We start from the raw sequence: 23,627 nt of genomic DNA, 5'->3' as shown, positions 1-23,627 counted from the left end.
AAAATGAGAGAATTAATCACGACAGGAAATTCACTTGCGGCGCGTGCTGCTGTGGAATGTGGCTGTAATTTTTTTGGCGGATATCCGATAACTCCATCAAGTGAAATTGCACATGAACTTAGTGTTTTACTACCTAAAAAAGGCGGTAAATTTATACAAATGGAAGATGAGATAGCCGGAGTTTCCGTAGCTCTTGGTGCTAGTATGAGTGGTGCTAAAGCAATGACTGCTAGCTCAGGTCCTGGAATTTCTTTAAAATCCGAGCAAATTGGTCTTGGCTTTATAGCTGAAGTTCCGCTTGTTATAGCAAATGTTATGCGTGGCGGGCCATCGACCGGACTTCCGACTCGCGTTGCTCAAGGAGATATTTTACAAGCCAAAACTCCTAGCCATGGCGATTATTGCTCTATTGCAGTAGCTCCTGGAAGTTTAAGCGAAATTTATACAGAAACCGTAAGAGCCTTTAATCTTGCTAATCGTTTTAGCACTCCTGTTTTCTTGCTACTTGATGAAACTATAGGTCATATGCAAGGTAAAGCTAATGTTCCAGATATAGCAGATTTAAAAATAGAACCTAGACGCGAGTTTAAAGGTGATCCAAAAGATTATAATCCTTATGAAGCTGCGGCTGATGAACCTGCTACTTTAAATTCATTTTTTAAAGGATATAGATATCACATAACCGGACTTCATCACGGACCTACTGGATTTCCTACCGAAGATGGAAAAATGGTTGATTATAATATAAAAAGATTATTTAATAAGATACATGCTCACTTAGATGAAGTATTAAATTATGAAGAATATAAGCTAGATGATGCAGAAATATGTGTTATTTGTTATGGAAGCGTAAGTCTTGCTGCTAAGGAAGCTGTCGATAAATTAAGAGAAGATGGTGTAAAAGTCGGAATATTCAGACCTATAACTATATGGCCAAGCCCGGAAGTGAAGCTAAAAGAAGTTTGTTCTAAATTTAAAAAGATTTTAGTGGCAGAATTGAACATGGGTCAATATTTAGGTGAAATACAAAGATGCAGCTTAAGAGATGATTTTAAAACTCTCCTTAAAGCAAATGGACGTCCGATAAGTCCAACTGAAATTATAAATAAAGTTAAGGAGTTTTAAAATGGCTTTTAACTATGATAATTATTTAAGAACAAATAAAATGCCAACACTTTGGTGCTGGGGTTGTGGAGACGGTGTAATTTTAAAAAGCGTTATAAGAGCTATAGACACTATGGGTTGGAATATGGATGATGTATGCGTAGTAAGCGGTATAGGTTGCTCCGGTAGATTTTCAAGCTATGTAAATTGCAACACGGTTCATACTACTCACGGTCGCGCCATCGCTTATGCGACAGGTATAAAACTAGCAAATCCAGAAAAGCATGTAATCGTTGTAACCGGTGATGGCGATGGACTTGCGATAGGTGGCAACCATACAATTCATGGATGTAGAAGAAATATAGATATAAACCATATATTAATAAATAACTTTATCTACGGTCTTACAAACTCTCAAACAAGTCCTACAACTCCACAAGGATTTTGGACTGTTACTGCTCAATGGGGAAATATAGATCCGAATTTTGACGCTGCAAAGCTTGCAACCGCGGCCGGAGCTACGTTTGTTGGTCGTGAAACTGTTATAAATCCATCAAGAATTGAAAAACTTTTAGTTGAAGGATTTAAACATGAAGGTTATAGCTTCTTTGATATTTTCTCAAACTGCCATATAAATTTGGGTAGAAAAAATAAGATGGGCGAAGCTACTCAGACTATAAACTGGATAGACGGTAGAACTGTTTCTAAAACTAAGTTTGACGCACTAAGCGATGAAGAAAAACTAGGCAAATTTCCAACCGGCGTACTTCATAAAGACGATAGTCATATAGAGTACTGCAAAGCTTATGAAAAAGTTATAGAAGCTGCTCAAAACAAAACAAAAATCAACTTTGAGGAGATAAAATGAGTTCAGCAGAGTTAAGATTTGTCGGAGTAGGCGGACAAGGTGTTATACTAGCTGGAGAGATTCTCTCAGCGGCGAAAATAGAAGCGGGCGGATATGGAGTAAAAGCTTCTACCTATACTTCACAAGTGCGTGGCGGTCCAACAAAAGTTGATATCATTCTTAGTGATGAGGAGATAAGATATCCTTATGCAAATGAAGGCGAAATACAGTTTATGCTAGCTACTGCGCAAAATAGTTACGATACTTTTAAAAGTGGTGTGAAAGAGGGCGGTATAATCGTAGTAGAACCGAATTTAGTAAAGCCTAGTGAAGAAGATAAAAAACGCTGGAAAATATATGAAATTCCTATTATTTCTATCGCTAAAGATGAAGTCGGAAATGTTATCACTCAAAGCGTCGTTGCTTTAGGTGTTGCTGTAAAATTTACAGGCGTTATGGATGCAGAAATCGTACGTAAAGAGATGTTAAGCACGGTTCCCGATAAAGTTAAAGAAGCAAATAATAAAGCGTATGATCTCGGTATGGCTTACGCTTCAAAGTGTCTTTAATATATTTTAAATTTATAAATAATAAATTTAAAAATCCAAAGCTCTTTTTCTGGGCTTTGGATCTACATTTATTTACCTTTTTAACTTATATTTTTTAGAAATTATTTTAGCTGTAAATGGGGTAAATATAACTATAGCGACCAGCAGCCATAAAGCCAAGTTTATCTCTCCTTTAAAAAATATATCTATTTTTCCACCGCTTATAGCAAAAGCTCTTCTTAAGCTATCTTCCATAATACCGCATAATACATATCCAAGTATAGTAGTCGCCATAGAAAAGTTAAGTTCTCTTAAGAAATATCCAAAAACACCTAGTATCATAGATAATAAAAGAGCAAATGAGCTGGCATTTGCAGAGTATACGCCAGTAAGAGCTAATAAACTAATACCCAGTACGGTACCCGAAGTATATAGGTATCATAGCTCAGGCTCATTAAATGTAAATCTTAATATTCCAGTAGTAGAATCTACACCGACTACAGCTATAAGAATCCCTATGATAACTCCGGTTAAGCTTTTTATACGTATAGCTATACTAGAAAGTATAGAGGTAAAAAAAGTAAGCCCTATCACTGCTATGCTACCACTTATAAAAGATGCGATTCCAGATATAGCTAAAGCTGGATCCGCAAAACCATTTTTTGCCATACGATACCCGTCAAGAGTCGTAAATACCGCTCCGGCGTCCCCCAGTACGTTTAAAGGTATGCTTAAAATCCTACCGCCGAACTCAGCTCCATAGTATAACCCACATAGCATAATAAGAGACGATTCGACCAGAAGACCTAAAAATATATGTTATAGGTAGCAGTATAGCGACTCCGTTGATAGGATCTAGCCTGGGAAGAGACCCAAAAAGAGTTTCTAGCATAGCTCCAAGAAATACTAAAAATAAATTTAAAGTCTGAAAAGCTACGCTAAATACGTCTCCTAAAAGAGATAAATTTTTATCTATTTTCCTAAAATATTTTCAAAAATTACGCCGGTAGGTAGCGGAATATCCAAAACTTCTTTAAATACCAAATAAACGGTAATGCTGATCAAAATTCCGCATATCGCCGCCTCTATATTCTTAGCTTTAAATATTTTAGATATCAAACTAACTAGTATAAAAGTTGCAAATAAAAATCCTAAAAAATCAAAGCTTAATTGATATAAAACTATAAGCGTAACCAGATATATGAGTTTTAAATTTATAGATAAATTTGCAAATTCCGCTTTATTTGGTCCGATAATTATAAAAACGGACAATATACTAAGCAAGATTCCAAGCAGCATAGGAAAAGTTTTAGGACCAAGAGGATCATATGAAAATGCTACATTGAAGCTCATCGCACCATAAATGACAAATATTCCTGTACAAAATAAAAATACTCCAAATAATCTTTCTGTCATTTTGCAAGCCCAGCCTCGCGCGCCATATTTCTAAATTTAGCGACTTCGCTTTTGACAAAATGGTCAAACTCCGAACCTATCATAGTAAAAGGCTGCAAACCTCCAAGGTCGCGTTCTTTTTTAAATTCATCGGTTTGCGATAGTTCTTTTAATTTTTCTACCCAAAAATTGTACTGTGCATTACTAACTTTTGGTCCCATATAATATCCTCTCCAAGTACTCCAAACTACGTCATATCCTTGTTCTTTTGCTGTTTGGATATCTTTAAATTTACCATCAAGTCTCTGATCTGATAGAACAGCTAAAACTCTGTATTTTCCAGAATCTAACTGCCCCGAAAGCTCAGATATACCTCCTGAATAAATTTGAATACGTCCTCCTAAAAGAGCAGTCAAACTCTCTTCTCTGCCTTCAAATGCTACGTATTTCATATCTTGCGGATTTATACCGGCGGTTTTGGCTATAAGTATAGACAACCAGTCTTGACTTCCTACTGAGCCTCCTGATCCTATAGCAAAGCCTTTCGGATCTTTTTTTAGATCTTCTAACATATCTTTGAAATTTTGCCATTTTGAATCTGATTTTACGACTATAGCTCCATAATCAGCTCCAATATCAGCAAGCCATTTTACGGCATTTTCATTATATTTTCCGAATTTTCCCTGAGCTATATTTAAAGCAGAACCAGAATTAAATGCTACTATAACATCTCCGTCGTTTGGTTTTTGACCTATTACGTGATTATACGCTACGGCTCCGACTCCTCCGGGTATAAAATTTACTATCATAGGTTTGTTTAGCAGATGTGTTGCAGCAAAAGAGTTGGCTGCGATTTTGCAGGTGAGATCAAATCCTTCTCCCGGTTTTGCCGGTGCTAAACAAGTAGGTTTTTTAGGTTCAAATGCTTGTAGAGAATTTGCTAAACTAAGTATAACGACAGCGCTAAAAGCAAGTTTCACAGATTTTTTCATAATTAATTCCTTATTTTTTGATTTTCAAGGATTATAACATATAAATAAATATAATAAGTTTGATAAAATAAGATTTATTATTTAAGTTTTTTAGCATAAATTCGGTAAAAAATAATTTTATTATATAAAAAATATAAGCTTTAACATAAAATAGTTGTGCATATATTTATCGATATGTTGTTATATATTGTATATTTTTTCAAAAATACACATAGTATAATTTTAAATTTATCTGAAATAATAAAAATAAATTTAAAAATATATTTTTATTGTTTTATTATTTTAATATCTATATTATAAGTGTTTCATATGGAAACACTTATTGAGATTGAAATATATATCGTATTTATTTATGTTAAATAAATTTAACTAAAAGATATAATTTTTTAAGCACATTTTTTATCTTAATTAGATATAATCATAAAATAATTTTATTTTAAGGATAGTAGATGTCAAAGATAGGCGTAATTTATGGCTCAAATCAAGGCGATACAAAAGAAGTTGCTGAGTATATAGCTAGTAAATTTGATAGTGAAATTATTAATGCTACCGATTTAACGGCCGATTTTTTCACTAAATTTGATAAATTTATATTTGCAGCTTCTACTCATGGTCATGGTGAGCTTCAAAAAGATTTTAAAGCTAAACTCGGACTAGTTGCCGAAGCTGATTTTAATGGAAAAACCATAGCTTTAGTCGGAGTAGGCGGTCAAGTTAAGCACGGATCTACGTTTTTAGACGGTTTAGTAGAGTTTTTACCGCTTATCCGCGGAGCCAAACTAGTTGGCTCTAGTCAAGTTGACGGATATAAATTTAGCCATTCGTTATCATTTATAAACGGTAAATTCATCGGAGCTTCAATAGACTTTAAAAATGATCCAAATTGGAAAGCAAGAGCTGATAAATGGGTCGATAGTGTGAAAAACGAGTTTTAAATCACAACTCGTTTTGCTGTGTGCTGGCTTGTCCAACACACAATTTTATAGCGATAAATTTATTTATGAACCGATAATCCCGCCATCTTCTTTTACTATCATTATTACAGATGATTTTGGTGTTTTATCTTCTCTCTTTGGAAAATGTGAACCTTTTAGTCCTTCTCCTGGATGCTGTACGCTTACAAACATGGTTTTATAATCATCGCTAAAAGTAATTCCTGTAATCTCACAAGCTATCGGCCCTGTTGCAAATCTCTTGATCTCTTGAGTATACGGATCTGCGCATAAAAGTTGGTTGTTTCCCATATCTTCATAATCTGCACTGTTTGAATAGTCGCCATCCGTTGCTATCCAAAGTCTTCCGTCTCTATCAAAACTAAGTCCGTCCGGAGAGTTAAACATATTATTTATATTTATATTATTACTACCTTTATATAAATTATTTTTAACTTTTGGGTTTCCTGCTAGAACAAATATTTCCCAGATAAACTCGTCGCTAGCATGATTTTGACCAGTTGGTTTCCATTTTAAAATTTGACCGTATTTATTATAAGCGCGTGGATTTGCCGCGTCTGGTGTTTGTCTTATTTTATTATTTGTGAAAGTAGCATACAAAAATTCTGAATTTGGATCTTTGCTTATCCACTCACACCTATCCATAGCAGTAGCACCTACAAAACTCGCTGCTTCTCTAGCTCTTATAAGTATATCCGCTTGCGATATGAAACCATTTTCTTTGGTAAGCCCGTTCTTCCCCATACTGAGCTCTATCCATTTTAATTTGCCTTTAAAATCTCCAAATTCTCCTTCAAATTTAGCCACGTAAATCGTGCCGAATTCTAAAATATCTCTATTTGCTTTCATATTTTGATAATTAAATTTATCTCTTGCTATAAATTTATAAACAAATTCATTATTTTCGTCGTCTCCGCTATAAGCCACTACGTTACCCGTTTTATCGACTACTATCTCACAGTTTTCATGTTTAAATCTACCAAGGGCTGTTCGTTTTTTAGGCATTGAGTTTGGATCAAACGGATCTATTTCTACTATCCAGCCAAATCTATTTGGCTCATTCGGAGTAATTTTTATGTCAAATCTATCATCAAAAAGATGCCATTTATAAACATCTCCTTTTGTTTTTATACCATATCTTTTGAAGCTTTTGTTGGGCTCAAACAAACTGTCTTTAGAGCCGAAAAAATCATCGAAATTCTCTTCGCAAGTAAGATATGTTCCCCATGGAGTTTTTCCGCATCCGCAGTTATTTAGCGTACCTAACACGATTTCTCCTTTTGGATCATTATTTGTTTTTACGCTATCATCTCCTTTTACAACACCGGTTATGAGCATAGGAGTGCTCATTGTTATCCTGCGGTTATGTTTGCCGTCTATAACAAACTCATATAAATTTGAATTATCTCTTTTTATATCTATAATACTTATCCCAAGACTATTTTGTTGATATATGATATCATTTGCACTCATTTGGTTGCCGTTGTGATTGAACATTAGCTCAGGATTTACGTATTCGTTATTTGTTACCAAAATACCTTCTGTTGAGTCATTTACCGAAAAATATTTTTGACCATCAGCGTTGTCTCCAAATACCAAATTTGCATTTTCAGCATAAATTTTATCTATATTTTTATTTTCATCGAAACTTTTTGCTTTACTAAACATTTTATCGCCCCATTTGATCAAAACTTTTGCTTTGTAACCTTTGGGGGCTTTAAAATCATCATCCGTGCTAATAGGAACAGAATCGAAATTTATTAGATTTTTTGAAGGTGTGTTTAAAAGAGGATTTACAAAAAATCCACCCATACAAGCCAAACTACCCAACTTCAATACATTTCGCCTTTGCATTTTGTTTCCTTTTAAATTTAATATAATTAAAATTTAACATGAATTGGAAACAAAATAGCTACATTTTATAAAATATCTAAGCCGATTTTAACTGTTTTAATGTCTGATTTTGAATATAAAACTTAATAATTTCGCATATATTTTGTAGTTACAACTAAATTTATATAGATAAAATAGTATTTTTAATCTCTTGTTAAGCAGTGTAAATCCATCGCTTTTAAAACTGTTTTTTATATCCGCACAAGCAAATTTAATAGCTTTTTCATAATCATCAAAACTATATGGTTTCATAGTTAGCGCCGCGTTATATCTTAAAATGAGAAAATAACATTCCAGATAAGCTTTTTGAGTTTTTAAAAGGTTAAATTTAGAAAAGAAATTTCTTAAATCCATTTCTACGGCTCTAACATCGGTAAAATGTTTAAGTTTAAATTTTTTTGAACTATTATTATCTCCGATTCTGTAGTTATAAATCGGATCGTTTAATTTTGCGATTTTGTTTGCTAGCCATATAATTTTAGCATTTAAATTCGCATCTTCGGCTATAAAAACGTCTTTTAAGAATTTTAAATTGTTATTCTTTAAAATTTCGGTTTTGATTATCTTTGCACATACCGTAGGAAAAGTACTTTTAGATGGATTTAAAGTGAAATAATCAAACAAAAATCGCTCTTTATCTACTATTCCTTCATTACAAATATAGTTTTTTTGATATTTTATTTCACCGTTTTTATAGTAATTAAAATCACCAAATACGATATCTGCATCTAAATTTAAAGCGATATTATAAAGCTTATTTAAAATTCCATTTGAGCTTAGAAAATCATCGCTATCTAAAAACATTATAAACTCACCACTGCTAGCTTCTATTCCTGCATTTCTAGCTGCGCTTGCGCCATTATTTTTTTGATCTATGATAATAAAACGGTTATCGGTATTGGCAAATTCATTTAAAATCTTTATAGTATCATCACTGCTTCCATCATTGATCGCTATTATTTCTATCTCTTTTAAACTTTGATTTAGTAGTGATTCTAAGCACTCATTTATATAATCCCTTGCATTAAAGCAAGGGATTATCACGCTGATTTTCGACACTATTTTTTATAGCTTTCTACAAATTTAGCTATTCTGTCGATCCCTTTTTTTATGCTATCCATATCGCAAGCAAAACTTAATCTAAAGTATCCATCCATACCGAATCCCACGCCAGGAACAGTGGCTACAAGTGCGTTTTCTAGCATATCTTTACAAAATTTCACAGAGTCAGACTCGATATCTTTACAACTTACGAATAGATAAAATGCACCGTCTGGTTTTACGACGTTAAGTCCTTTTATAGCGTTTAATGCAGCTACTGCGTAGTCGCGTCTTTCTATAAATTTAGATCGCATAAACTCTATATCTTTATCTGCTTCACCAAGCAAAGCAGGTATGGCTCCGTCTTGAACGAGACTAGAGATATTACTAGTGCTTTGGCTTTGTAATTTTTTAACTGCTGCAACAAGATCATCTATAACGCTAGCCATATATCCAAATCTCCAGCCCGGCATCGCTCCGCACTTGCTAAGACCGTTTATAGTTATAGTACGTTTAAACATATCGGGACTTATGCTAGCTGTGGCTACGAACTCACCGTTAAATGTAAGCTTTTCATAAATTTCATCGCTTAAAACAATGATATCTGTACCTTCTAAAACTTTCGCTATAGCTTGAAGCTCAGCTTTTGTATAAACGCCGCCGCATGGATTGCTAGGACTGTTTAGTACGATAGCTTTTGTTTTTGGAGTGATAGCTTTTTTTAAAGCTTCGCTTGTGAGTTTAAATTTACTGCTTTCATCAGTTTCTATTATAACTGGTTTTCCGCCGCTAAATTTAACTATCTCAGGATAGCTTACCCAGTATGGAGAAGCCATTATAACTTCATCTCCATCATCTATAATGCACTGAAAGATATTGAACAAAGAGTGTTTTGCTCCTACGTTTGTAACAATTTGATTTGTTTTGTACTCTAAGTTGTTGTCTCTTTTTAGCTTTGTAGCTATAGCTTTTAATACTTCAGGGCGTCCTGGCACCGGAGTATATTTTCCACAACCAGAGTCTAATGCTCTTTTTACGGCTTCTTTTATAACATTTGGGGTATCAAAGTCAGGTTCGCCTGCGCTAAAACTTATGACATCTTGCCCGTTTGCCTTCATCTCTTTTGCTTTTGAGCTAATAGCTATGGTTAGGCTCTCTGAAAGTACTCCAATCTTCTTAGATAACATCTTTTTCACTCCTTGATTGATTTTATGTATTGTTTATATAATTCGTCTAATTCGATATCTGGTTTTATGATATTATCGCTACTTTTTGCAACTTCTTTTTCAAGTATTTCTAATTTTTTTATAAGGTATCCCAACATCTCTTTTGTTATATCTGGAAGCTTATTGTGCTCAAAAGGTTGAGCACATCCGCCAACTGCTCTAGCAGGAACTCCTACGGCAGTACAATTAGCACCTACATCTTTTACTACAACTGAATTTGCTCCTATCTTAGAGCCTTTTCCTATAGTTATATTTCCAAGTATTTTAGCTCCAGCCCCTACAACTACTCCATCTTCTAAAGTAGGGTGGCGCTTTCCTTTTTCAAGACTTACTCCACCAAGAGTAACTCCTTGATATATCAAACAATCATCTCCTATAATCGCAGTTTCACCTATTACTACTCCAGTTGCGTGATCTATGAAAACTCTTCTGCCTATTTTTGCGGCCGGATGAAGATCTACCCTTGTGAGAAAATTACTTATACCGGCTAAAATTCTAGCTAATTTATGCCAATTTTTTTCCCATAAAAAATGAGTAAAACGATAATTTACTATAGCCCAAACACCAGGATAGTTAAATATAAGCTCTACACAACATCTATAAGCTGGATCTTGCACCTTTGGCTGATTTAAATCTTCTTTTATAATATTCCAAAAGCTCATATTTTATCCTATAGTTTTTAAGTAGCCATTGTCATTTAAAAACAGATATAATTCCCCTAAAATATGTTTTTTCTGTTTTTCATCAACTAGCGTAGAGTTTTCTATTCTTTCATTTAGAATATCTCTAATAGCATGTATATCATAATCCAAATCTTCCAAAATATCCATGATAGACTGAGATTCAAGTATATTTTTAATCTCATAACTACCGCTATCATTTAAAAATACAGTCGCTTCCGTCGGGTGGGTAAAAAGATTATGTTTCATACCAAGCACCTCTTGATATGCTCCAACTAAGAAAAATCCTAAGAAATACTGCTCTTTTTCTACATCTACATCGTGTAAAAATAGCGGATTTTTATTTGCATCAAAGCTTATCTCTCCATCGCTATCACAAGTGATATCCCAAATAGACGCAGATAAAGTAGGGCGCTCATCAAGTCTATCAAGAGGCATTACAGGGAAGTTCTGTCCAAGACCCCAAAAATCAGGCAAACTTTGAAACATAGAGAAATTCACTAAGTATCTTTCTTGAACTTCTTCTTGAATTTTAAGAAGTTCTGCGTAATTTTGTTTGTTACCAAGCATGGAAATAGCTTTTTTCATAATTAGGTGAACTAAAATCTCTGAATTCGAGCGATCATGCAAATCTACATAACCAAGGTCAAATAGCGTCAAAACGCTTTCCATATGAGCAATGCTATCATGAAGATACTCTATAGCATTGCTAGGTTTTATACTAGTATAAAGATCGTAAAGCTCGCTTATAAGAGGAGGGTTATTCTTTTTTAGTACTAGTTTTTCTTCTGTGTATTCTTGACTAAATAACTCAAGCACGGGAGCAACCAAAACAGCGTGATTTGCAGCTATATATCTACCGCTTTCTATAAAAATATCCGGTTCGATTTCGTTTTTTTGATTTGCTATTGTTTTTAGCAGATAAACAACGTCGTTTGCATACTCTTTTAGTGTATAGTTTCTGCTAGGATGCTCTTTAAATTGGGAATACTCTATAGCTAAACCGCCGCCTAAATTTATAGCTTTTAAATTTGAAGCTCCCATTTTTCTAAGCTCTGCATATATATTACCAGCTTCTACAAGAGCTTTTTTAAGAGGATGAATTTCGTTTATCTGACTTCCGATATGAAAATGTATCATTGTAAATTGCTCTATAAGTTCGTTGTCTTTTAACAAATTCACGGCTTCAATGAGCTCTGTTGAAGTTAATCCAAATTTGGAGTTTATACCGCCGCTTTTTGCCCAAACACCAGTTCCGCTACTATGAAGTCTTATGCGAAGCCCTATGCTTGGTTTTGGAGTAAATCTCTCTTTTGCCGTTGCGATTATAGCTTCAAGCTCATTTAGTCCTTCTATGGTAAGAGTGATGTTATGCCCCATTTCAGCAGCGATAAATCCTATATCTATAAGCTCTTTATCTTTAAATCCATTTACGGTAATAGGAGCTCCGTAGTTATTGTAAGCCATAGCTAGCAAAAGCTCTGCTTTACTTCCGGCTTCCAAACCGTATCCATATGACTCGCCTAATTTTACTAGATTTTCCACGAAACCTGGGTATTGATTTACTTTCAGCGGATAAACGGCGTTGAAGCTTCCTGAGTACTCAAACTCTTTTTTGGCTCTGTCGAAACTAGAATAAACTTGAACAATCTGTTTTTTAATAAGATGAGGAAATCTAAGTAATAAAGGACCTCTATATCCATCATCTCTTATATCTTTTACTATATCGATTATGGCAGGTTTAAAATCAGTGTTTAGGCATACTTTTCCGCTATCTATGATGAAATTTGAGTCTCCCCATAAACTAAGTCCATAATCATTTGTCATAATTCACCTTCTAAATTTAAAATCTTTATACGCTTTTCATTTTTATTTTCTAAATTTTTATACCAAATTTCACCGTTTTTGGCTTCATCTTCACCCATGCATAAAAATAGTTTAGCAAATTTTTTATCTGCTAAATTTAGATGTTTATTTGGACTTTTGGCTTCATAAGATATCTCTACTTTATAGTTTTTCCTGAGTTTAAAGCCTATTTTATAAATTTCATCTATATATTTTTTATCTAAAGCACAGATATAAATACCATCTCTAGAATTAGGCATATCTTTTTGTTTTAATATCTCCATTATACGTTCTATTCCCATAGCCCAGCCTACTGCAGGAGTAGATTTTCCGCCTAAAAAATCGACTAATCTATCATATCTTCCACCTCCTGCTACCGCACTTTTAGAGCCTATTTCATCGCTTACAAACTCAAACGCGGTTTTACAGTAGTAATCAAGCCCTCGAACAAGTCTTCCATCTACTTCAAATTTAACTCCATTTTTAGTTAAAATGTCTTTTAGTTGTTCAAATTCACTGTAACACTCTTCGTTTAAATTTTCAGTTATAAGCGGTGCATTTTTAAGCAGTATTTGGCAATGTTCTTTTTTACAGTCTAATACCCTAATAGGATTTGTAACAAGTCTACGACGACAATCCTCGCACAATTGATCTTTTTTTTCATCTATAAAAGAAATTAATTTTTGTCTGTATTTTGGCATACATTCACTATCGCCAAGAGAATTTATCTTTAATGTAGTTTCTATACCAAATTTATCTAAAATTTCGTTTAACATAAGTATGACGCTTGCATCTTCATAAACGCTTGCTTCTCCAAAACACTCCACGCCAAATTGATGGAACTCTCTTAAGCGTCCGCGCTGTGGTCTTTCGTAACGAAACATACTGCCATAGTAATAATAACGCTTCACTCCACCGGCTTTGTCAAATTTAGCTTCTATAAAAGCTCGAACTACTCCAGCAGTTCCTTCTGGTCTTAAGCAGACATCGTTGCCGCCTTTGTCGATAAACTGATACATCTCTTTACCGACTATATCACTACTTTCACCAACGCTTCTTTTAAATAGTGATGTTTCTTCCATCTTTGGAGTTTCGCATAGTTCATATCCGTAATTTTTTGTTATTTGTTCGCAAGTTTCTACTATAAATTTATAAAGTTTTCCATCGCTATCAAGCAGGTCTTTCATCCCACGAAGAGCATTTATCATATAAATTTCCTTATTTTTTCTTGAATTTCAAGAACCTCAAGCGAGGCATCGATTTCCAAAACATCAAACTTTAAATCGGAAAGTATTATACTCATAAATCCTTGAACTCTCATTAAATACTCAATCCCGCGCATCTCTATCTCATCACTAGTTCCACGACTAAATAGTCTATTTCTAAGCAGTATTTCATCGGCTTTTAAAAATACGAATTTATCTCCAAGATCACCGTTTAACGCAAATTTATTTAGATCCAAAAGTAAGCCGATATCTAAAGAGCTATCATTTGCCATAGCATAAGCCATACCAGAAACAAAGCTTCTATCGTTTAAAACGAGATTTGCATAGTTGGGTTTTAGGACTTTTTCATAATGTTCGGCACGATCGGCTAAAAACAAAAAAATTTCGGTTTTATTGGAAATCTTACTTGCATTTTTAAGTAAATAATCCCTAACCATAAGCCCAAACTCTGTGCCTCCGGGCTCTTTTGTTATCACGGCGTCATTTCTAAACTCTTTTAAAAGTGAAATTTGAGTTGATTTTCCGACGCCATCAACTCCTTCAAAATTTACTAACATAATTTTCCTTTGATCTCTTCTAACACGCTAGTAGGAACTAAACTTCCTATATCTCCTCCATGCTTTAGCACGGATCTTACGATAGAGCTTGATATAAAAGCATTTTTTAAACTCGGCATAAAATATACAGTTTCAAACTCGCTCCAAAGAGAGGCGTTTGCGTATCCGATCTGAAGCTCGTACTCAAAGTCGCTAACTGCTCTAAGACCGCGAACTACCGTATTTATACCTTTTGATTTAGCAAAATCCACAAGCAGATTATCAAAACCTATAACACTTACTTTTGGTATATCTTTAGTGGCTGTTTTTGCTAAGCTGATTCGCTCTTCATAACAAAAATAAGGCGTTTTACTCTCGTTTAACGCAACTGCTACTATAACATTATCAAAAACCCTGCAAGCTCTTTTTATGACATCCATGTGACCATTTGTAATAGGATCAAACGTGCCGGGATATATACAAGATTTATTCATTTTTTACCTTATTAAAACTCTATTTTTCGAAATAACGTTAGCTTTAAAAACTTGGTTGTTTTCGTTTCTAACTTGGATTATATCTCCTACGTTACCGTCTTCTAACGCAGTTACCAATACTTCAATATTTAAAGCTCCATCTTTTAAAACCGCATTTATCAAATCGCCTTTTTTTATATCGCTTAATGTTTTAAACTGTCTATTTGTCAGAATTTTACCTCGTTTAATTCTAGTTCTTGTTATAAGTTTTATATTTTTCGGAGCTTCTTTTAGCGCCTCTTTGTCATACTCTTTTAAGCTTACACTTTTTTGTTCATAATCGCTTAAATTTAATATATGATCTCTATCTATATCTTTTATAGCAACTAAAACATTTACGTTGGCGTCTATTTTAAATTTAAAAAATATGCTTTTATTTAGTTTATTTGGCATTTCATAAAGAGCCCTAAAGTTTCCATCATTACTTCTAATAGATAATATAAAAATATCTTTTAGCTTATATGAAGAAAAATCTTGCGGCAAGGAGCTAGGTTTTTCTATCGAAATCGAATTTATAGTAGCATTTGGAATATCTTCTTTGATCTTAATTTTTAAAGATTCGGCTAAAGTAAGAGCAAAAAGATTATGTGAAAATATGATAAAAATAGTGATAAGTATAAAGATGGAGCGGGAAACGAGATTCGAACTCGCGACCCCAACCTTGGCAAGGTTGTGCTCTACCCCTGAGCTATTCCCGCTTGTATCGTTTTGGAAGCGTGATTTTACCATATTTTTGCTCATAAGTCAAGATAATTTATATATTTCAACTATTTCTTGGTCAGAAATTTCGCCTTCTCCGATACTTGAAATATATATCGCATTAGAGATAGATATAGGTATTATCATCGCAGGACTAAATTTATTTTCATTTGTCACTATAAACTCACCGTTTTCATAACGACCTATTACAATATTTGCACGAGTAGGTTTGAGTTTTAAATTTCCTTTAAATTTAGCTTTGTATGTTTTATGTAAAAATTCATTAAATCCGCAAAGTTTTTTTATAGCAGGAACGACAGATAAAAAGCATCCCATAAAACACGCCATCGGATTTCCTGGTAAAATAAATACTATTTGTGAATCGTTTTGGTATAGTTTTGTAGGTTTGGCCGGACGCACATCGATACTTGAAAATATCTCTTTGAATCCTAGTTCTAAAAGTACGCTTTGCATAAAATCCGCTTCTCCTTTACTAGCACCTCCGCTAGTAATCAAAACATCGTAATTCTTCGCATTTTTTATCTGCTCTTTTAGGATATTTTTCTCATCTTTTAATATACCTTTGTACTCAGCATCAAATCCATTTTGTTTCAACATAGCAAGCACTCCAAAAGCATTTGCATTATAAATAGATCTTTCATCAGAGTTTTGCCATGGTTCGTTTATCTCATCTCCACTGCTAAAAATAGCTATTTTCAAATTTGAAAAAACTTTTACATAGCTGATACCTTGAGCTGCCAAAAGCATGATGTTAGCAGGAGTTAGCAGTTCGTTTTTATACAGTAAAATATCGCCTATCTTAGCTTCTTCTCCAGCCATTTTTCTGGCATTATCTTTTTTTACGTTGTCTTTTATAATAAGATATCCATTTTCATCAAAACTCTCATCTTCTACCATCATTACGGTATCTGATCTAGTTGGAAAAATAGCTCCGGTCATTATTTTATAACATTCATTCTTTTCTATGCGATACTCTTTTTTATCGCCTGCAAATATAGTTCCTTTTATCAAAAGAGGATTTTTTCTATCATTATAATTAAAAGCATATCCATCAAGAGCCGAGTTATCAAAAGCAGGTAAGGGTTTAACGGCGATAATGTCGCTAGCTAGAACTCTTCCAAAAGCCGTATCTAAACTGATAAACTCATAATTTTCCACCGGTTTTAAATTTGAAATTGTTTCAAATACGCTTTTAACATCCATTTAATAATCCTTTATTCGCTAAGTCTTTTTATATCTGCTCCAAGGCTTTGAAGTTTTATTTCTAAGTTTTCATAACCGCGGTCTAAGTGATAAATTCTATGAACTCTAGTAGTTCCGTTTGCTACAAGAGCAGCTAGAACAAGAGCCGAACTCGCTCTTAAGTCAGTAGCCATTACGTCTGCTCCATTTAAGCTAACGCCGCTAACAGTAGCTATGTGTCCGTTTAATTTTATATCTGCACCCATACGATTTAATTCGCTTGCATGCATAAAACGATTTTCAAATAGCCTTTCATCAATTGTGCTTACACCATTTGCCACGCAAGCTAAAGCCATAAATTGAGCTTGCATATCGGTAGGAAATCCTGGAAATTCAGTTGTGATAATTTGTACGGGGCTTAATTTTGCATTCGATATGACTTTGATACTTTTATCTCCGAGTTCAAAATTTACGCCCATATCGCTTAATTTTCCTAAAACAGAAACCAAATGATTTGGCTCTACTTGTTTTAATGTTATCTCTCCTCCTGCTATAGCAGCAGCGCAAAGATATGTTCCAGCTTCGATTCTATCTGGTATAACGCATATTTTATTTAAATTTAATAACTCACCGCCGCCACCATAAATAGTAAGTTCATTTGTGCCGATACCTTCTATTTTTATACCGCTATCATTTAGAATTTGACATACTTGCACGACTTCAGGTTCTTTTGCTGCGTTTAAAATTTTAGTCGTTCCTCTTGCAAGAGCTGCTGCCATAACTATATTTTCGGTTCCAGTAACTGTTATTTTATCAAATATTATATTTGCGCCTTTTAAGCCGTCTTTTGCTCTTGCTATAACATAACCGTCTTTTATTTCTATATTTGCACCCATTTTTTCAAGTGCACTTAAATGGAGATCTATAGGTCTAGCGCCAATCGCACAGCCTCCAGGAAGTGAAACTTCACAATGACCAAATCTAGCTAACAAAGGACCTAACACAAGTATAGAGGCTCGCATTTTACGTACGATGTCATATGTAGCTTTTGTAGAATTAATGGTAGTTGTATTTATAACTAAATCAAGGTTTTCAAATTTATAAACTGCGCCTAAGTTTTGCAAAAGTTTTATAAGCGTTTTTATATCCGCAACTTGTGGAATATTTCTTATCACAACATCATTTTTTGCTAAAATACTCATAGCAATAAGCGGAAGCGCGGCGTTTTTTGCTCCGCTTATATAAACGCTACCAAATAGCTTTTTTCCACCTTTTATCTCCAAATAATCCATAATAAACCTTTAAAAAATAAGTATGATTATACTATATTTATGCTTACAATTAAGAATATTTTGGTACAATTTTAAAAATTTTTTATCAATCATTTAGGATATTATATGACTTTAAAGACCGTGATAGTAGGAGTTGCCGGCGCTTTTATATTTGCTGGTTGTTCTTTTAAAACTACACCGCCTACAAGCCAGAGTGCAGGTAAATTTCATCAATATGAGTTCAATAACGTATATAACGTAAATTTAAGTAAATATATAAATAAAAAATTAGGCAAAGATTGTTCCGGATTTGTTAGTTTAGTAAATCAAGATAGTAATAGTATATATTTTAATTCTAGTGAGCTCGATAATTTTTATGATAAAGAAGGAAGAAAATCACAAGCTATTTTTAATTTATATAAATCACAAAATAAAATATATTTTATCGATCCTAAACCGGGCGATCTAGTATTTTTTAGTAACACTACTCACAACACAAAAACAAGCAAACAGAAAAAAATCACACATTTAGGTATTATTCAAGATATAAATTCTAACGGAACCATAAGTTTTGTTCATAATACAAGCGGAAAAAATATAAAAAGCGTTATGAATTTAAAATACAAAAATTTACATATGATAAACGGTAAAAAAGTAAATGCATATATTATTACAAAATGCCAATCAAAATCTTGCTTAGTATCCAATAAATTTGCCGGTTTTGGCAAAGTAGACAAAACTCTTAAAATAAACTAATTAAAATCGAAAATAGTATTTTAAATTTGATTAAGCTAAATTTAATTTAGCTTAATCTCACTCTGTATTTTAAATGAAATCATTTAAACTTAATATGTAACGGCGTAAAATATCTGCGATCCGTGAACTCCTAGAACTAGCTGCAACTCTATGTCGCTTGTTCTGCTAGGTCCTGATATAAAAACTACGTTTGTAGGCAGTTTTCCGTCTTCTTTTTTTATCTTATTTAGCATATCGCAAAGCGATTTTACTATGCTATCTTTTTTGATAAGAGCTATGCAGACTTTTGGAGTTAAGCTTAGAAGTCTTGGTTGAGACTTTGAAGATGCTATGCAAGCTACTCCGTGCGAACTTACACCTCCTCTAGCATCTATAATACTTACATCATAGTCGAATATCTGAGCCTTAAATCCATCTACCGGTTTATCAAATTTAAATTTATTTTCTATATTTAAATTTGCAACATCAAAACTAAGAGAATCTGGATAAATCAGATTTTTTACCGTCTCTTTGTCGATAATTTTTTGAATATCTTCATTTAATTTTTCAGGCGAACTCTCCACGAGTAAGGCTTTATTTGCTACGATTCTTTGTGTAAATTCAGCATATATATCGTCATCTGAGCTAATTATATGACTTGATGGATTCTGACTAGGAGCGCTTACGTCAATGTTTGGCATTTTATATCCGCTAGATTTGATTTTGTTTAGTATAATCTCTTTGCTACTCATATCTAACCCCTTGTATCTGTTTAATCTCTTTGTGTAAATCGTATTTAAAATCCGGAAGATCTTTATAGTTTAACCAGTTACTTATTACTGGCATCCATCTACCGTTTTGTAATATACTGCTAAATATTCCTGCGCTTTTCATAGCTGTTCTCCAGATAAATCCGTTGGTTGCCATAGCGGAATAACCTTTAAATGCTATTTGTTCGGCTCTATTTTTTTCTAAATTTGATGTTCCCATAGGCGGATTTTTACCTTCGCCGATCTTATCTCTTCTTAATTTTCGTATAAGATCCGCTAATGGAATTTCTACCGGGCATACTTCCGAACATCTACCACAAAGCGAACAAAGAGAGACTATATCTCCATAATTATCCATACCGAATATTTGAGGACTTATAACTTCTCCTATGGGTCCCGGATATACCGCTCTATAGCTATGACCGCCGATCTTATCATATACGGGACAAAAATTCATACAAGCACCGCATCTAATACACCTAAGTGCTTCGCTATACTCTTCATGCGCTAACATATTTGTTCTGTTGTTATCTAAAAGAATTATATGGCACTCTCGAGGACCGTCAAGTTCGCCGTCTCGGCGCGGTCCTGAGATTATGTTGTTATAATTAGTAATAAACTGTCCAGTAGCACTTGGCGAAAGCAGGGTGTCTGTAGTGGCGGCGTCTTCTATGGATTCAACTACTTTTTCTATACCGCAGATACTAACTAATATATCCGGCATAGTCGTACACATCCTCCCGTTACCTTCATTTTCTATCAGCCATATTGCACCTTCTTTTGAAAGGGCGAAATTCACTCCGCTTAATCCCATTTTAAGAGTTTTAAACTCTTCTCTCATTTTTTGTCTAGCTATAGCATTTAATTTTTCCGGTTCGCTTTCTTTTTTTGCACCCCATTTCTCATGAAATATTTCACCTATTTCATAACGATTTTTATGGATAGCTGGAACAACTATATGAACAGGAGGTTCTCCGATAAGCTGTATTATAACTTCTCCAAGGTCGGTTTCAAAAGGTTTCATTCCTCTATCTTCTAAGTAGTGATTTAAATGAATCTCCTCACTAGCCATGGATTTACCTTTTAAAATAGTATCTATACCTTTATCTACCATCAGATTATATATGATTTCGCAAGCTTCTTCCGCCGTAGATGCCCAGTGGATTTTAAATCCATTGTCAGTAGCATTTTTCTCGAATTCAATGAGTCTTTCGCCCAAAGTATTTAAAGCTTTTTGTTTTACAAATTTACCTTTTTGTCTAAGACCTTGCCAGTCTTTGAAATTCGCATTTATCAGTTTTGCTCTATTTGTTTGAAGAGTATGCATTGCAGAGTCTAGATTCGCTCTCATCTGCTTATCGGCTAGCTTTTGTATGATTATATCTTCATGTGCGTTCATATTAAGCCTCCTTCTGTGCGTTTTAATAAAAAGTCGTATAGATGGATGCTTTTTATATCTTCTCCCATTTTGCTCATAGTTCCAGCTATATTCATGAGACAACCGCCATCCGCGCTTATGAGGTATTTTACCCCTGTTTTTTTGATATCGTCTATCTTTGCTTTTGCCATAGCATTTGAGATTTCAGGCTCTTTTACAGCAAAAGTTCCACCAAATCCACAGCACTCTTCTTCTCTTTGAAGCTCTATAAGCTCTACGTTGTTTAGTTTTTTTATTAAATTTTTTGCATGCTCTATACTTTTTGTAACTCTTAAAGCGTGACAATTGCTATGCCACGTTACTTTTATAGGATCACCTTTGTCTTTTATAGGAAGTTGAGTATCTAAAAACTCGCATAAATCCATAACTCGAGAGCTAAATTTTTTCACTTTTTCGTAATTTGCATCATTTTCAAACAACTCTACATAGTCATGCATCATCATACCGGCACAAGAGCCGCTAGGTACTAAAATAGGGTAGTCTTCACTAAAAAGCTCTACATTATAAAGAGCGATTTTTTTACTCTCTTCAAAGTAGCCGGAGTTATAACTCGGTTGTCCGCAACAAGTTTGATCTTTTTTAAATATGACTTCTACGCCGCAATTTTGTAGCAATTTTGTAGCACTTACTACCATTCTGCCCATAGTAGCACTGCCTAAACAGGTTGCGTATAAATAGACTTTATCTTGCATACATATCCTTTAAATTTAGTTTAAGTCTCTTATTTTTATATTATAAAACCTAGCTATATATTATCATTTTATAAGCAAAAATTTAATAAAAACATTCTTTTTAATTATATTTTTCTAAAAATGTGAGTTTTTGTAACATTTAAGCCGATTTTTTGTAAAATCTCAAATACAAAGTTTCAGACAAAAGGTATAATTTGACAGCAACTCCGTTTCTCATAGCTATAAATGCCGTTGTGTATTTTTTAGAATATTTTGTTTATAATTCACGCTCATTTAGTATATTTTTTGGATTAAATGAACTTTTCTTTGAAGGAGCATACTGGCAACTTATAACCACTATGTTTTTACATGGTTCTCTTATGCACATACTAATGAATATGGCTGTATTATATCAATTTGGTATGCTTTTAGAAAGATATCTTGGATCTGTAAAATTTTTGCTATTATATATAGTAGGCGGAGTTATAACTAGTGCTCTTAGCCTTAGTTATTTAATGTTTGCAAATGTAAATTTAGTAGGAGCTAGCGGAGCTATAAGCGTTCTTTTAGGATTTATGGCAAATCTTGATAGATATAGTAGAAAAGGGCTTATAATAGCGATTTTGTTGATGAGTTTTGCTCCGCTTCTTCTTGGAATTAATATCGCTTGGTATGCGCATCTTTTTGGTTTTGCCATAGGCTATTTAGCCGCTTTTTTAAAGGTATTTAGATGAATTTTTTCGATGAAGTTTGGGAAATTCTAAATGAAAGCCGCTTAGAAATTAAATTTTTTAAATTTGAACAACTGTTTTTTAAATTTAAAAATGACGAATACGAATTTAATGTTAATTTTATTCCAAAAAGTCTTACAACTCCTAGTTATGCTAAAATATGCGATGTATGCGAGATGAAGGATTTGAAAAAACATAGTCAAAATAAAGCCCTAGCCACATTTTTACACTCTATAGCTCATATAGAATATAGTGCGATAGATATAGCACTTGATGCTTGTTATAGGTTTTTAAATTTACCAAAAGAGTTTTATTTTGACTGGCTTGAAGTAGCAGATGATGAGATAAAACATTTTAAAATGATAAATGAAAAACTGGAAAATGCGGGATATAATTACGGAGATTTTACCGTACACAATGGACTTTTTATAGCTATGCAAAAAACAGAAAATAGTCTATTAGATAGAATGGCTGTGCTACCTAGATTCATGGAAGCAAATGGACTTGACGCAAATTTATTTATGATGAAAAAAATCGCAAACGATAAGCAAAAAAATTACCTTTTAGATATATTAAAAACAATACATGATGAAGAAATAGGGCATGTTAAAAAGGGAGATAAATGGTTTAAATTTGCCTGTAAAGAGCAGGGTGTTGATCCAAAAGAGTGGATGAATATAGTTTTAAAACACTATCCAAAAGCATTTCATACGAAACGAGAACTTGATGTAAAACATAGGCTAATGGCTGGATTTGATCAAAGCGAGCTTGATAAAATTATAGATTTACAGGAGAAACAGTGAAAAAAATATACTTCATAAGACATGCAAAAGCTACTAAAGAAACTAATAACGATTTTGATAGAGATCTAAACGATAAGGGTAAAATGAATGCTAAATTTATGGGTAAAAGATTAAAAAAACATAGCGTTATACCAGATATGATATTTTCATCGCCTGCAAAAAGAGCGATCAAAACCGCAAATTTAATATCAAAAGAGATAGGATATAAAAAAGATATAAAAACCGTAAAAGAGCTTTATGAAGCTAGTTTAGAAAGTATATTTAAATTTTTAAACAGTTTAAACGATGAATTAAATAGTGTTTTCATAATAGGGCATAATCCGAGTTTGACTGAAATTTGCGAATTTCTTAGTGATTCAGATATTGGAAATATCCCGACTAGCGGAATATTTTGCATAGAATTTGAAGGGAGTTTTGAGCATATCAAAGAGAGTCATGCTCACGCGCTGTTTTTTGATTATCCAAAGAAGCATTAAACTCTCTAAAA

Annotated in this window: 26 protein-coding genes and 1 tRNA gene; 8 read left to right on the top strand and 19 right to left on the bottom strand. The window is 33.5% G+C overall.

Annotation, left to right across the window (positions count from 1 at the left end; genetic code table 11):
• The first annotated feature begins 3 nt into the window (after window positions 1–3).
• From DQN38_RS04475 to DQN38_RS04465, 3 genes are read left to right on the top strand one after another with little or no spacing between them, the layout of a single operon-like run.
• Entirely contained in the window at window positions 4–1,125 is a 1,122-nt protein-coding gene (locus tag DQN38_RS04475) for a 2-oxoglutarate synthase subunit alpha (RefSeq protein WP_065843991.1), read from the top strand.
• Between the two features lies 1 nt (window position 1,126).
• Window positions 1,127–1,972 carry a 2-oxoglutarate ferredoxin oxidoreductase subunit beta gene (locus DQN38_RS04470; RefSeq protein ID WP_011731998.1) on the top strand — a complete coding sequence of 282 codons (846 nt, stop codon included), beginning with the start codon at window positions 1,127–1,129 and terminating at the stop codon, window positions 1,970–1,972.
• Window positions 1,969–2,520 carry a 2-oxoglutarate:acceptor oxidoreductase subunit OorC gene (locus tag DQN38_RS04465; protein ID WP_002849421.1) on the top strand — a complete coding sequence of 184 codons (552 nt, stop codon included), beginning with the start codon at window positions 1,969–1,971 and terminating at the stop codon, window positions 2,518–2,520. The genes DQN38_RS04470 and DQN38_RS04465 overlap by 4 nt, the downstream gene beginning before the upstream one ends.
• A 72-nt stretch (window positions 2,521–2,592) precedes the next feature.
• Here the strand turns inward: DQN38_RS04465 and DQN38_RS09000 are convergent, their stop codons facing one another.
• The 4 genes from DQN38_RS09000 to DQN38_RS04450 all read right to left on the bottom strand — a co-directional run bounded on the left by DQN38_RS09000 (window position 2,593) and on the right by DQN38_RS04450 (window position 4,886).
• Window positions 2,593–2,841 carry a hypothetical protein gene (locus DQN38_RS09000; protein ID WP_002849420.1) on the bottom strand — a complete coding sequence of 83 codons (249 nt, stop codon included), beginning with the start codon at window positions 2,839–2,841 and terminating at the stop codon, window positions 2,593–2,595.
• A 96-nt stretch (window positions 2,842–2,937) separates the two neighbouring features.
• The gene (locus DQN38_RS08995) at window positions 2,938–3,279 is read right to left on the bottom strand and encodes a tripartite tricarboxylate transporter permease (protein ID WP_024305505.1); all 342 of its coding nucleotides are present in this window, start codon (window positions 3,277–3,279) and stop codon (window positions 2,938–2,940) included.
• 192 nt (window positions 3,280–3,471) lie between these two features.
• A complete protein-coding gene (locus DQN38_RS04455; RefSeq protein ID WP_042960163.1) occupies window positions 3,472–3,915 on the bottom strand; it encodes a tripartite tricarboxylate transporter TctB family protein in 444 nt (147 codons plus the stop codon).
• Window positions 3,912–4,886 carry a Bug family tripartite tricarboxylate transporter substrate binding protein gene (locus DQN38_RS04450; RefSeq protein ID WP_111738192.1) on the bottom strand — a complete coding sequence of 325 codons (975 nt, stop codon included), beginning with the start codon at window positions 4,884–4,886 and terminating at the stop codon, window positions 3,912–3,914. Before DQN38_RS04450 ends, DQN38_RS04455 begins: the two co-directional genes overlap by 4 nt.
• Window positions 4,887–5,335: 449 nt before the next feature.
• Here DQN38_RS04450 and DQN38_RS04445 point away from each other — a divergent pair, with 449 nt between their 5' ends.
• The gene (locus tag DQN38_RS04445; RefSeq protein WP_002849410.1) at window positions 5,336–5,821 is read left to right on the top strand and encodes a flavodoxin domain-containing protein; all 486 of its coding nucleotides are present in this window, start codon (window positions 5,336–5,338) and stop codon (window positions 5,819–5,821) included.
• 63 nt (window positions 5,822–5,884) lie between these two features.
• On the opposite strand, the gene DQN38_RS04440 is transcribed toward DQN38_RS04445, so the two are convergent.
• The 12 genes from DQN38_RS04440 to murA all read right to left on the bottom strand — a co-directional run bounded on the left by DQN38_RS04440 (window position 5,885) and on the right by murA (window position 18,013).
• Window positions 5,885–7,693, bottom strand: coding sequence for a PhoX family protein (locus DQN38_RS04440; RefSeq protein WP_170117940.1), 1,809 nt, complete (start codon window positions 7,691–7,693; stop codon window positions 5,885–5,887).
• Between the two features lie 96 nt (window positions 7,694–7,789).
• On the bottom strand, window positions 7,790–8,791 hold the full coding sequence (locus tag DQN38_RS04435; RefSeq protein ID WP_011731995.1) for a glycosyltransferase family 2 protein: 1,002 nt from the start codon (window positions 8,789–8,791) through the stop codon (window positions 7,790–7,792).
• Complete coding sequence (locus tag DQN38_RS04430) at window positions 8,791–9,960, bottom strand: pyridoxal phosphate-dependent aminotransferase (RefSeq protein WP_002849404.1); 1,170 nt, start codon at window positions 9,958–9,960, stop codon at window positions 8,791–8,793. Before DQN38_RS04430 ends, DQN38_RS04435 begins: the two co-directional genes overlap by 1 nt.
• A 5-nt stretch (window positions 9,961–9,965) precedes the next feature.
• Window positions 9,966–10,661 carry a serine O-acetyltransferase gene (gene cysE, locus DQN38_RS04425; RefSeq protein ID WP_002849403.1) on the bottom strand — a complete coding sequence of 232 codons (696 nt, stop codon included), beginning with the start codon at window positions 10,659–10,661 and terminating at the stop codon, window positions 9,966–9,968.
• A gap of 3 nt (window positions 10,662–10,664) precedes the next feature.
• Complete coding sequence (gene speA / locus DQN38_RS04420) at window positions 10,665–12,506, bottom strand: biosynthetic arginine decarboxylase (RefSeq protein ID WP_002849401.1); 1,842 nt, start codon at window positions 12,504–12,506, stop codon at window positions 10,665–10,667.
• Window positions 12,503–13,732 (bottom strand): histidine--tRNA ligase, encoded by a 1,230-nt coding sequence (gene hisS, locus DQN38_RS04415; protein WP_011731994.1) that lies wholly within the window; start codon window positions 13,730–13,732, stop codon window positions 12,503–12,505. The genes speA and hisS overlap by 4 nt, the downstream gene beginning before the upstream one ends.
• The gene (gene tmk, locus DQN38_RS04410) at window positions 13,729–14,307 is read right to left on the bottom strand and encodes a dTMP kinase (protein ID WP_024305501.1); all 579 of its coding nucleotides are present in this window, start codon (window positions 14,305–14,307) and stop codon (window positions 13,729–13,731) included. Before tmk ends, hisS begins: the two co-directional genes overlap by 4 nt.
• Entirely contained in the window at window positions 14,301–14,780 is a 480-nt protein-coding gene (gene coaD / locus DQN38_RS04405) for a pantetheine-phosphate adenylyltransferase (protein WP_065844143.1), read from the bottom strand. The genes tmk and coaD overlap by 7 nt, the downstream gene beginning before the upstream one ends.
• A gap of 3 nt (window positions 14,781–14,783) precedes the next feature.
• The gene (gene flgA, locus DQN38_RS04400) at window positions 14,784–15,302 is read right to left on the bottom strand and encodes a flagellar basal body P-ring formation chaperone FlgA (RefSeq protein WP_025370336.1); all 519 of its coding nucleotides are present in this window, start codon (window positions 15,300–15,302) and stop codon (window positions 14,784–14,786) included.
• A gap of 140 nt (window positions 15,303–15,442) precedes the next feature.
• A tRNA-Gly gene (locus DQN38_RS04395) sits at window positions 15,443–15,517 on the bottom strand.
• A 46-nt stretch (window positions 15,518–15,563) separates the two neighbouring features.
• On the bottom strand, window positions 15,564–16,742 hold the full coding sequence (locus DQN38_RS04390) for a molybdopterin molybdotransferase MoeA (protein ID WP_065844142.1): 1,179 nt from the start codon (window positions 16,740–16,742) through the stop codon (window positions 15,564–15,566).
• Window positions 16,743–16,753: 11 nt separating this feature from the next.
• Window positions 16,754–18,013 (bottom strand): UDP-N-acetylglucosamine 1-carboxyvinyltransferase, encoded by a 1,260-nt coding sequence (murA, locus tag DQN38_RS04385; protein ID WP_111738191.1) that lies wholly within the window; start codon window positions 18,011–18,013, stop codon window positions 16,754–16,756.
• A 105-nt stretch (window positions 18,014–18,118) separates the two neighbouring features.
• On the opposite strand from murA, the gene DQN38_RS04380 reads away from it, so the two are divergent.
• A complete protein-coding gene (locus DQN38_RS04380; RefSeq protein ID WP_002849396.1) occupies window positions 18,119–18,748 on the top strand; it encodes an NlpC/P60 family protein in 630 nt (209 codons plus the stop codon).
• 89 nt (window positions 18,749–18,837) lie between these two features.
• On the opposite strand, the gene DQN38_RS04375 is transcribed toward DQN38_RS04380, so the two are convergent.
• The 3 genes from DQN38_RS04375 to DQN38_RS04365 are packed head-to-tail and all read right to left on the bottom strand — an operon-like array spanning window position 18,838 to window position 21,627.
• Complete coding sequence (locus tag DQN38_RS04375) at window positions 18,838–19,479, bottom strand: LutC/YkgG family protein (RefSeq protein WP_065843932.1); 642 nt, start codon at window positions 19,477–19,479, stop codon at window positions 18,838–18,840.
• Window positions 19,472–20,896 carry a LutB/LldF family L-lactate oxidation iron-sulfur protein gene (locus tag DQN38_RS04370; RefSeq protein WP_065843931.1) on the bottom strand — a complete coding sequence of 475 codons (1,425 nt, stop codon included), beginning with the start codon at window positions 20,894–20,896 and terminating at the stop codon, window positions 19,472–19,474. The genes DQN38_RS04375 and DQN38_RS04370 overlap by 8 nt, the downstream gene beginning before the upstream one ends.
• Window positions 20,893–21,627: a (Fe-S)-binding protein gene (locus tag DQN38_RS04365; protein WP_065843930.1), complete on the bottom strand. Its 735-nt coding sequence runs from the start codon at window positions 21,625–21,627 to the stop codon at window positions 20,893–20,895. The genes DQN38_RS04370 and DQN38_RS04365 overlap by 4 nt, the downstream gene beginning before the upstream one ends.
• A 194-nt stretch (window positions 21,628–21,821) precedes the next feature.
• On the opposite strand from DQN38_RS04365, the gene DQN38_RS04360 reads away from it, so the two are divergent.
• Genes DQN38_RS04360 through DQN38_RS04350 form a run of 3 tightly spaced genes read left to right on the top strand, consistent with a single transcriptional unit; the run spans window position 21,822 to window position 23,616 of the window.
• Window positions 21,822–22,340 carry a rhomboid family intramembrane serine protease gene (locus DQN38_RS04360; RefSeq protein WP_002849393.1) on the top strand — a complete coding sequence of 173 codons (519 nt, stop codon included), beginning with the start codon at window positions 21,822–21,824 and terminating at the stop codon, window positions 22,338–22,340.
• On the top strand, window positions 22,337–23,140 hold the full coding sequence (locus DQN38_RS04355) for a ferritin-like domain-containing protein (RefSeq protein ID WP_011731989.1): 804 nt from the start codon (window positions 22,337–22,339) through the stop codon (window positions 23,138–23,140). The genes DQN38_RS04360 and DQN38_RS04355 overlap by 4 nt, the downstream gene beginning before the upstream one ends.
• On the top strand, window positions 23,137–23,616 hold the full coding sequence (locus DQN38_RS04350; protein ID WP_065843929.1) for a SixA phosphatase family protein: 480 nt from the start codon (window positions 23,137–23,139) through the stop codon (window positions 23,614–23,616). Before DQN38_RS04355 ends, DQN38_RS04350 begins: the two co-directional genes overlap by 4 nt.
• Window positions 23,617–23,627 lie beyond the last annotated feature (11 nt).

Origin of the sequence: Campylobacter fetus subsp. fetus (genome assembly GCF_900475935.1) — a bacterium.
In the GTDB taxonomy this organism is placed as follows: Bacteria; Campylobacterota; Campylobacteria; order Campylobacterales; family Campylobacteraceae; genus Campylobacter; species Campylobacter fetus.
This window is presented reverse-complemented; position numbering and strand designations above follow the sequence as displayed.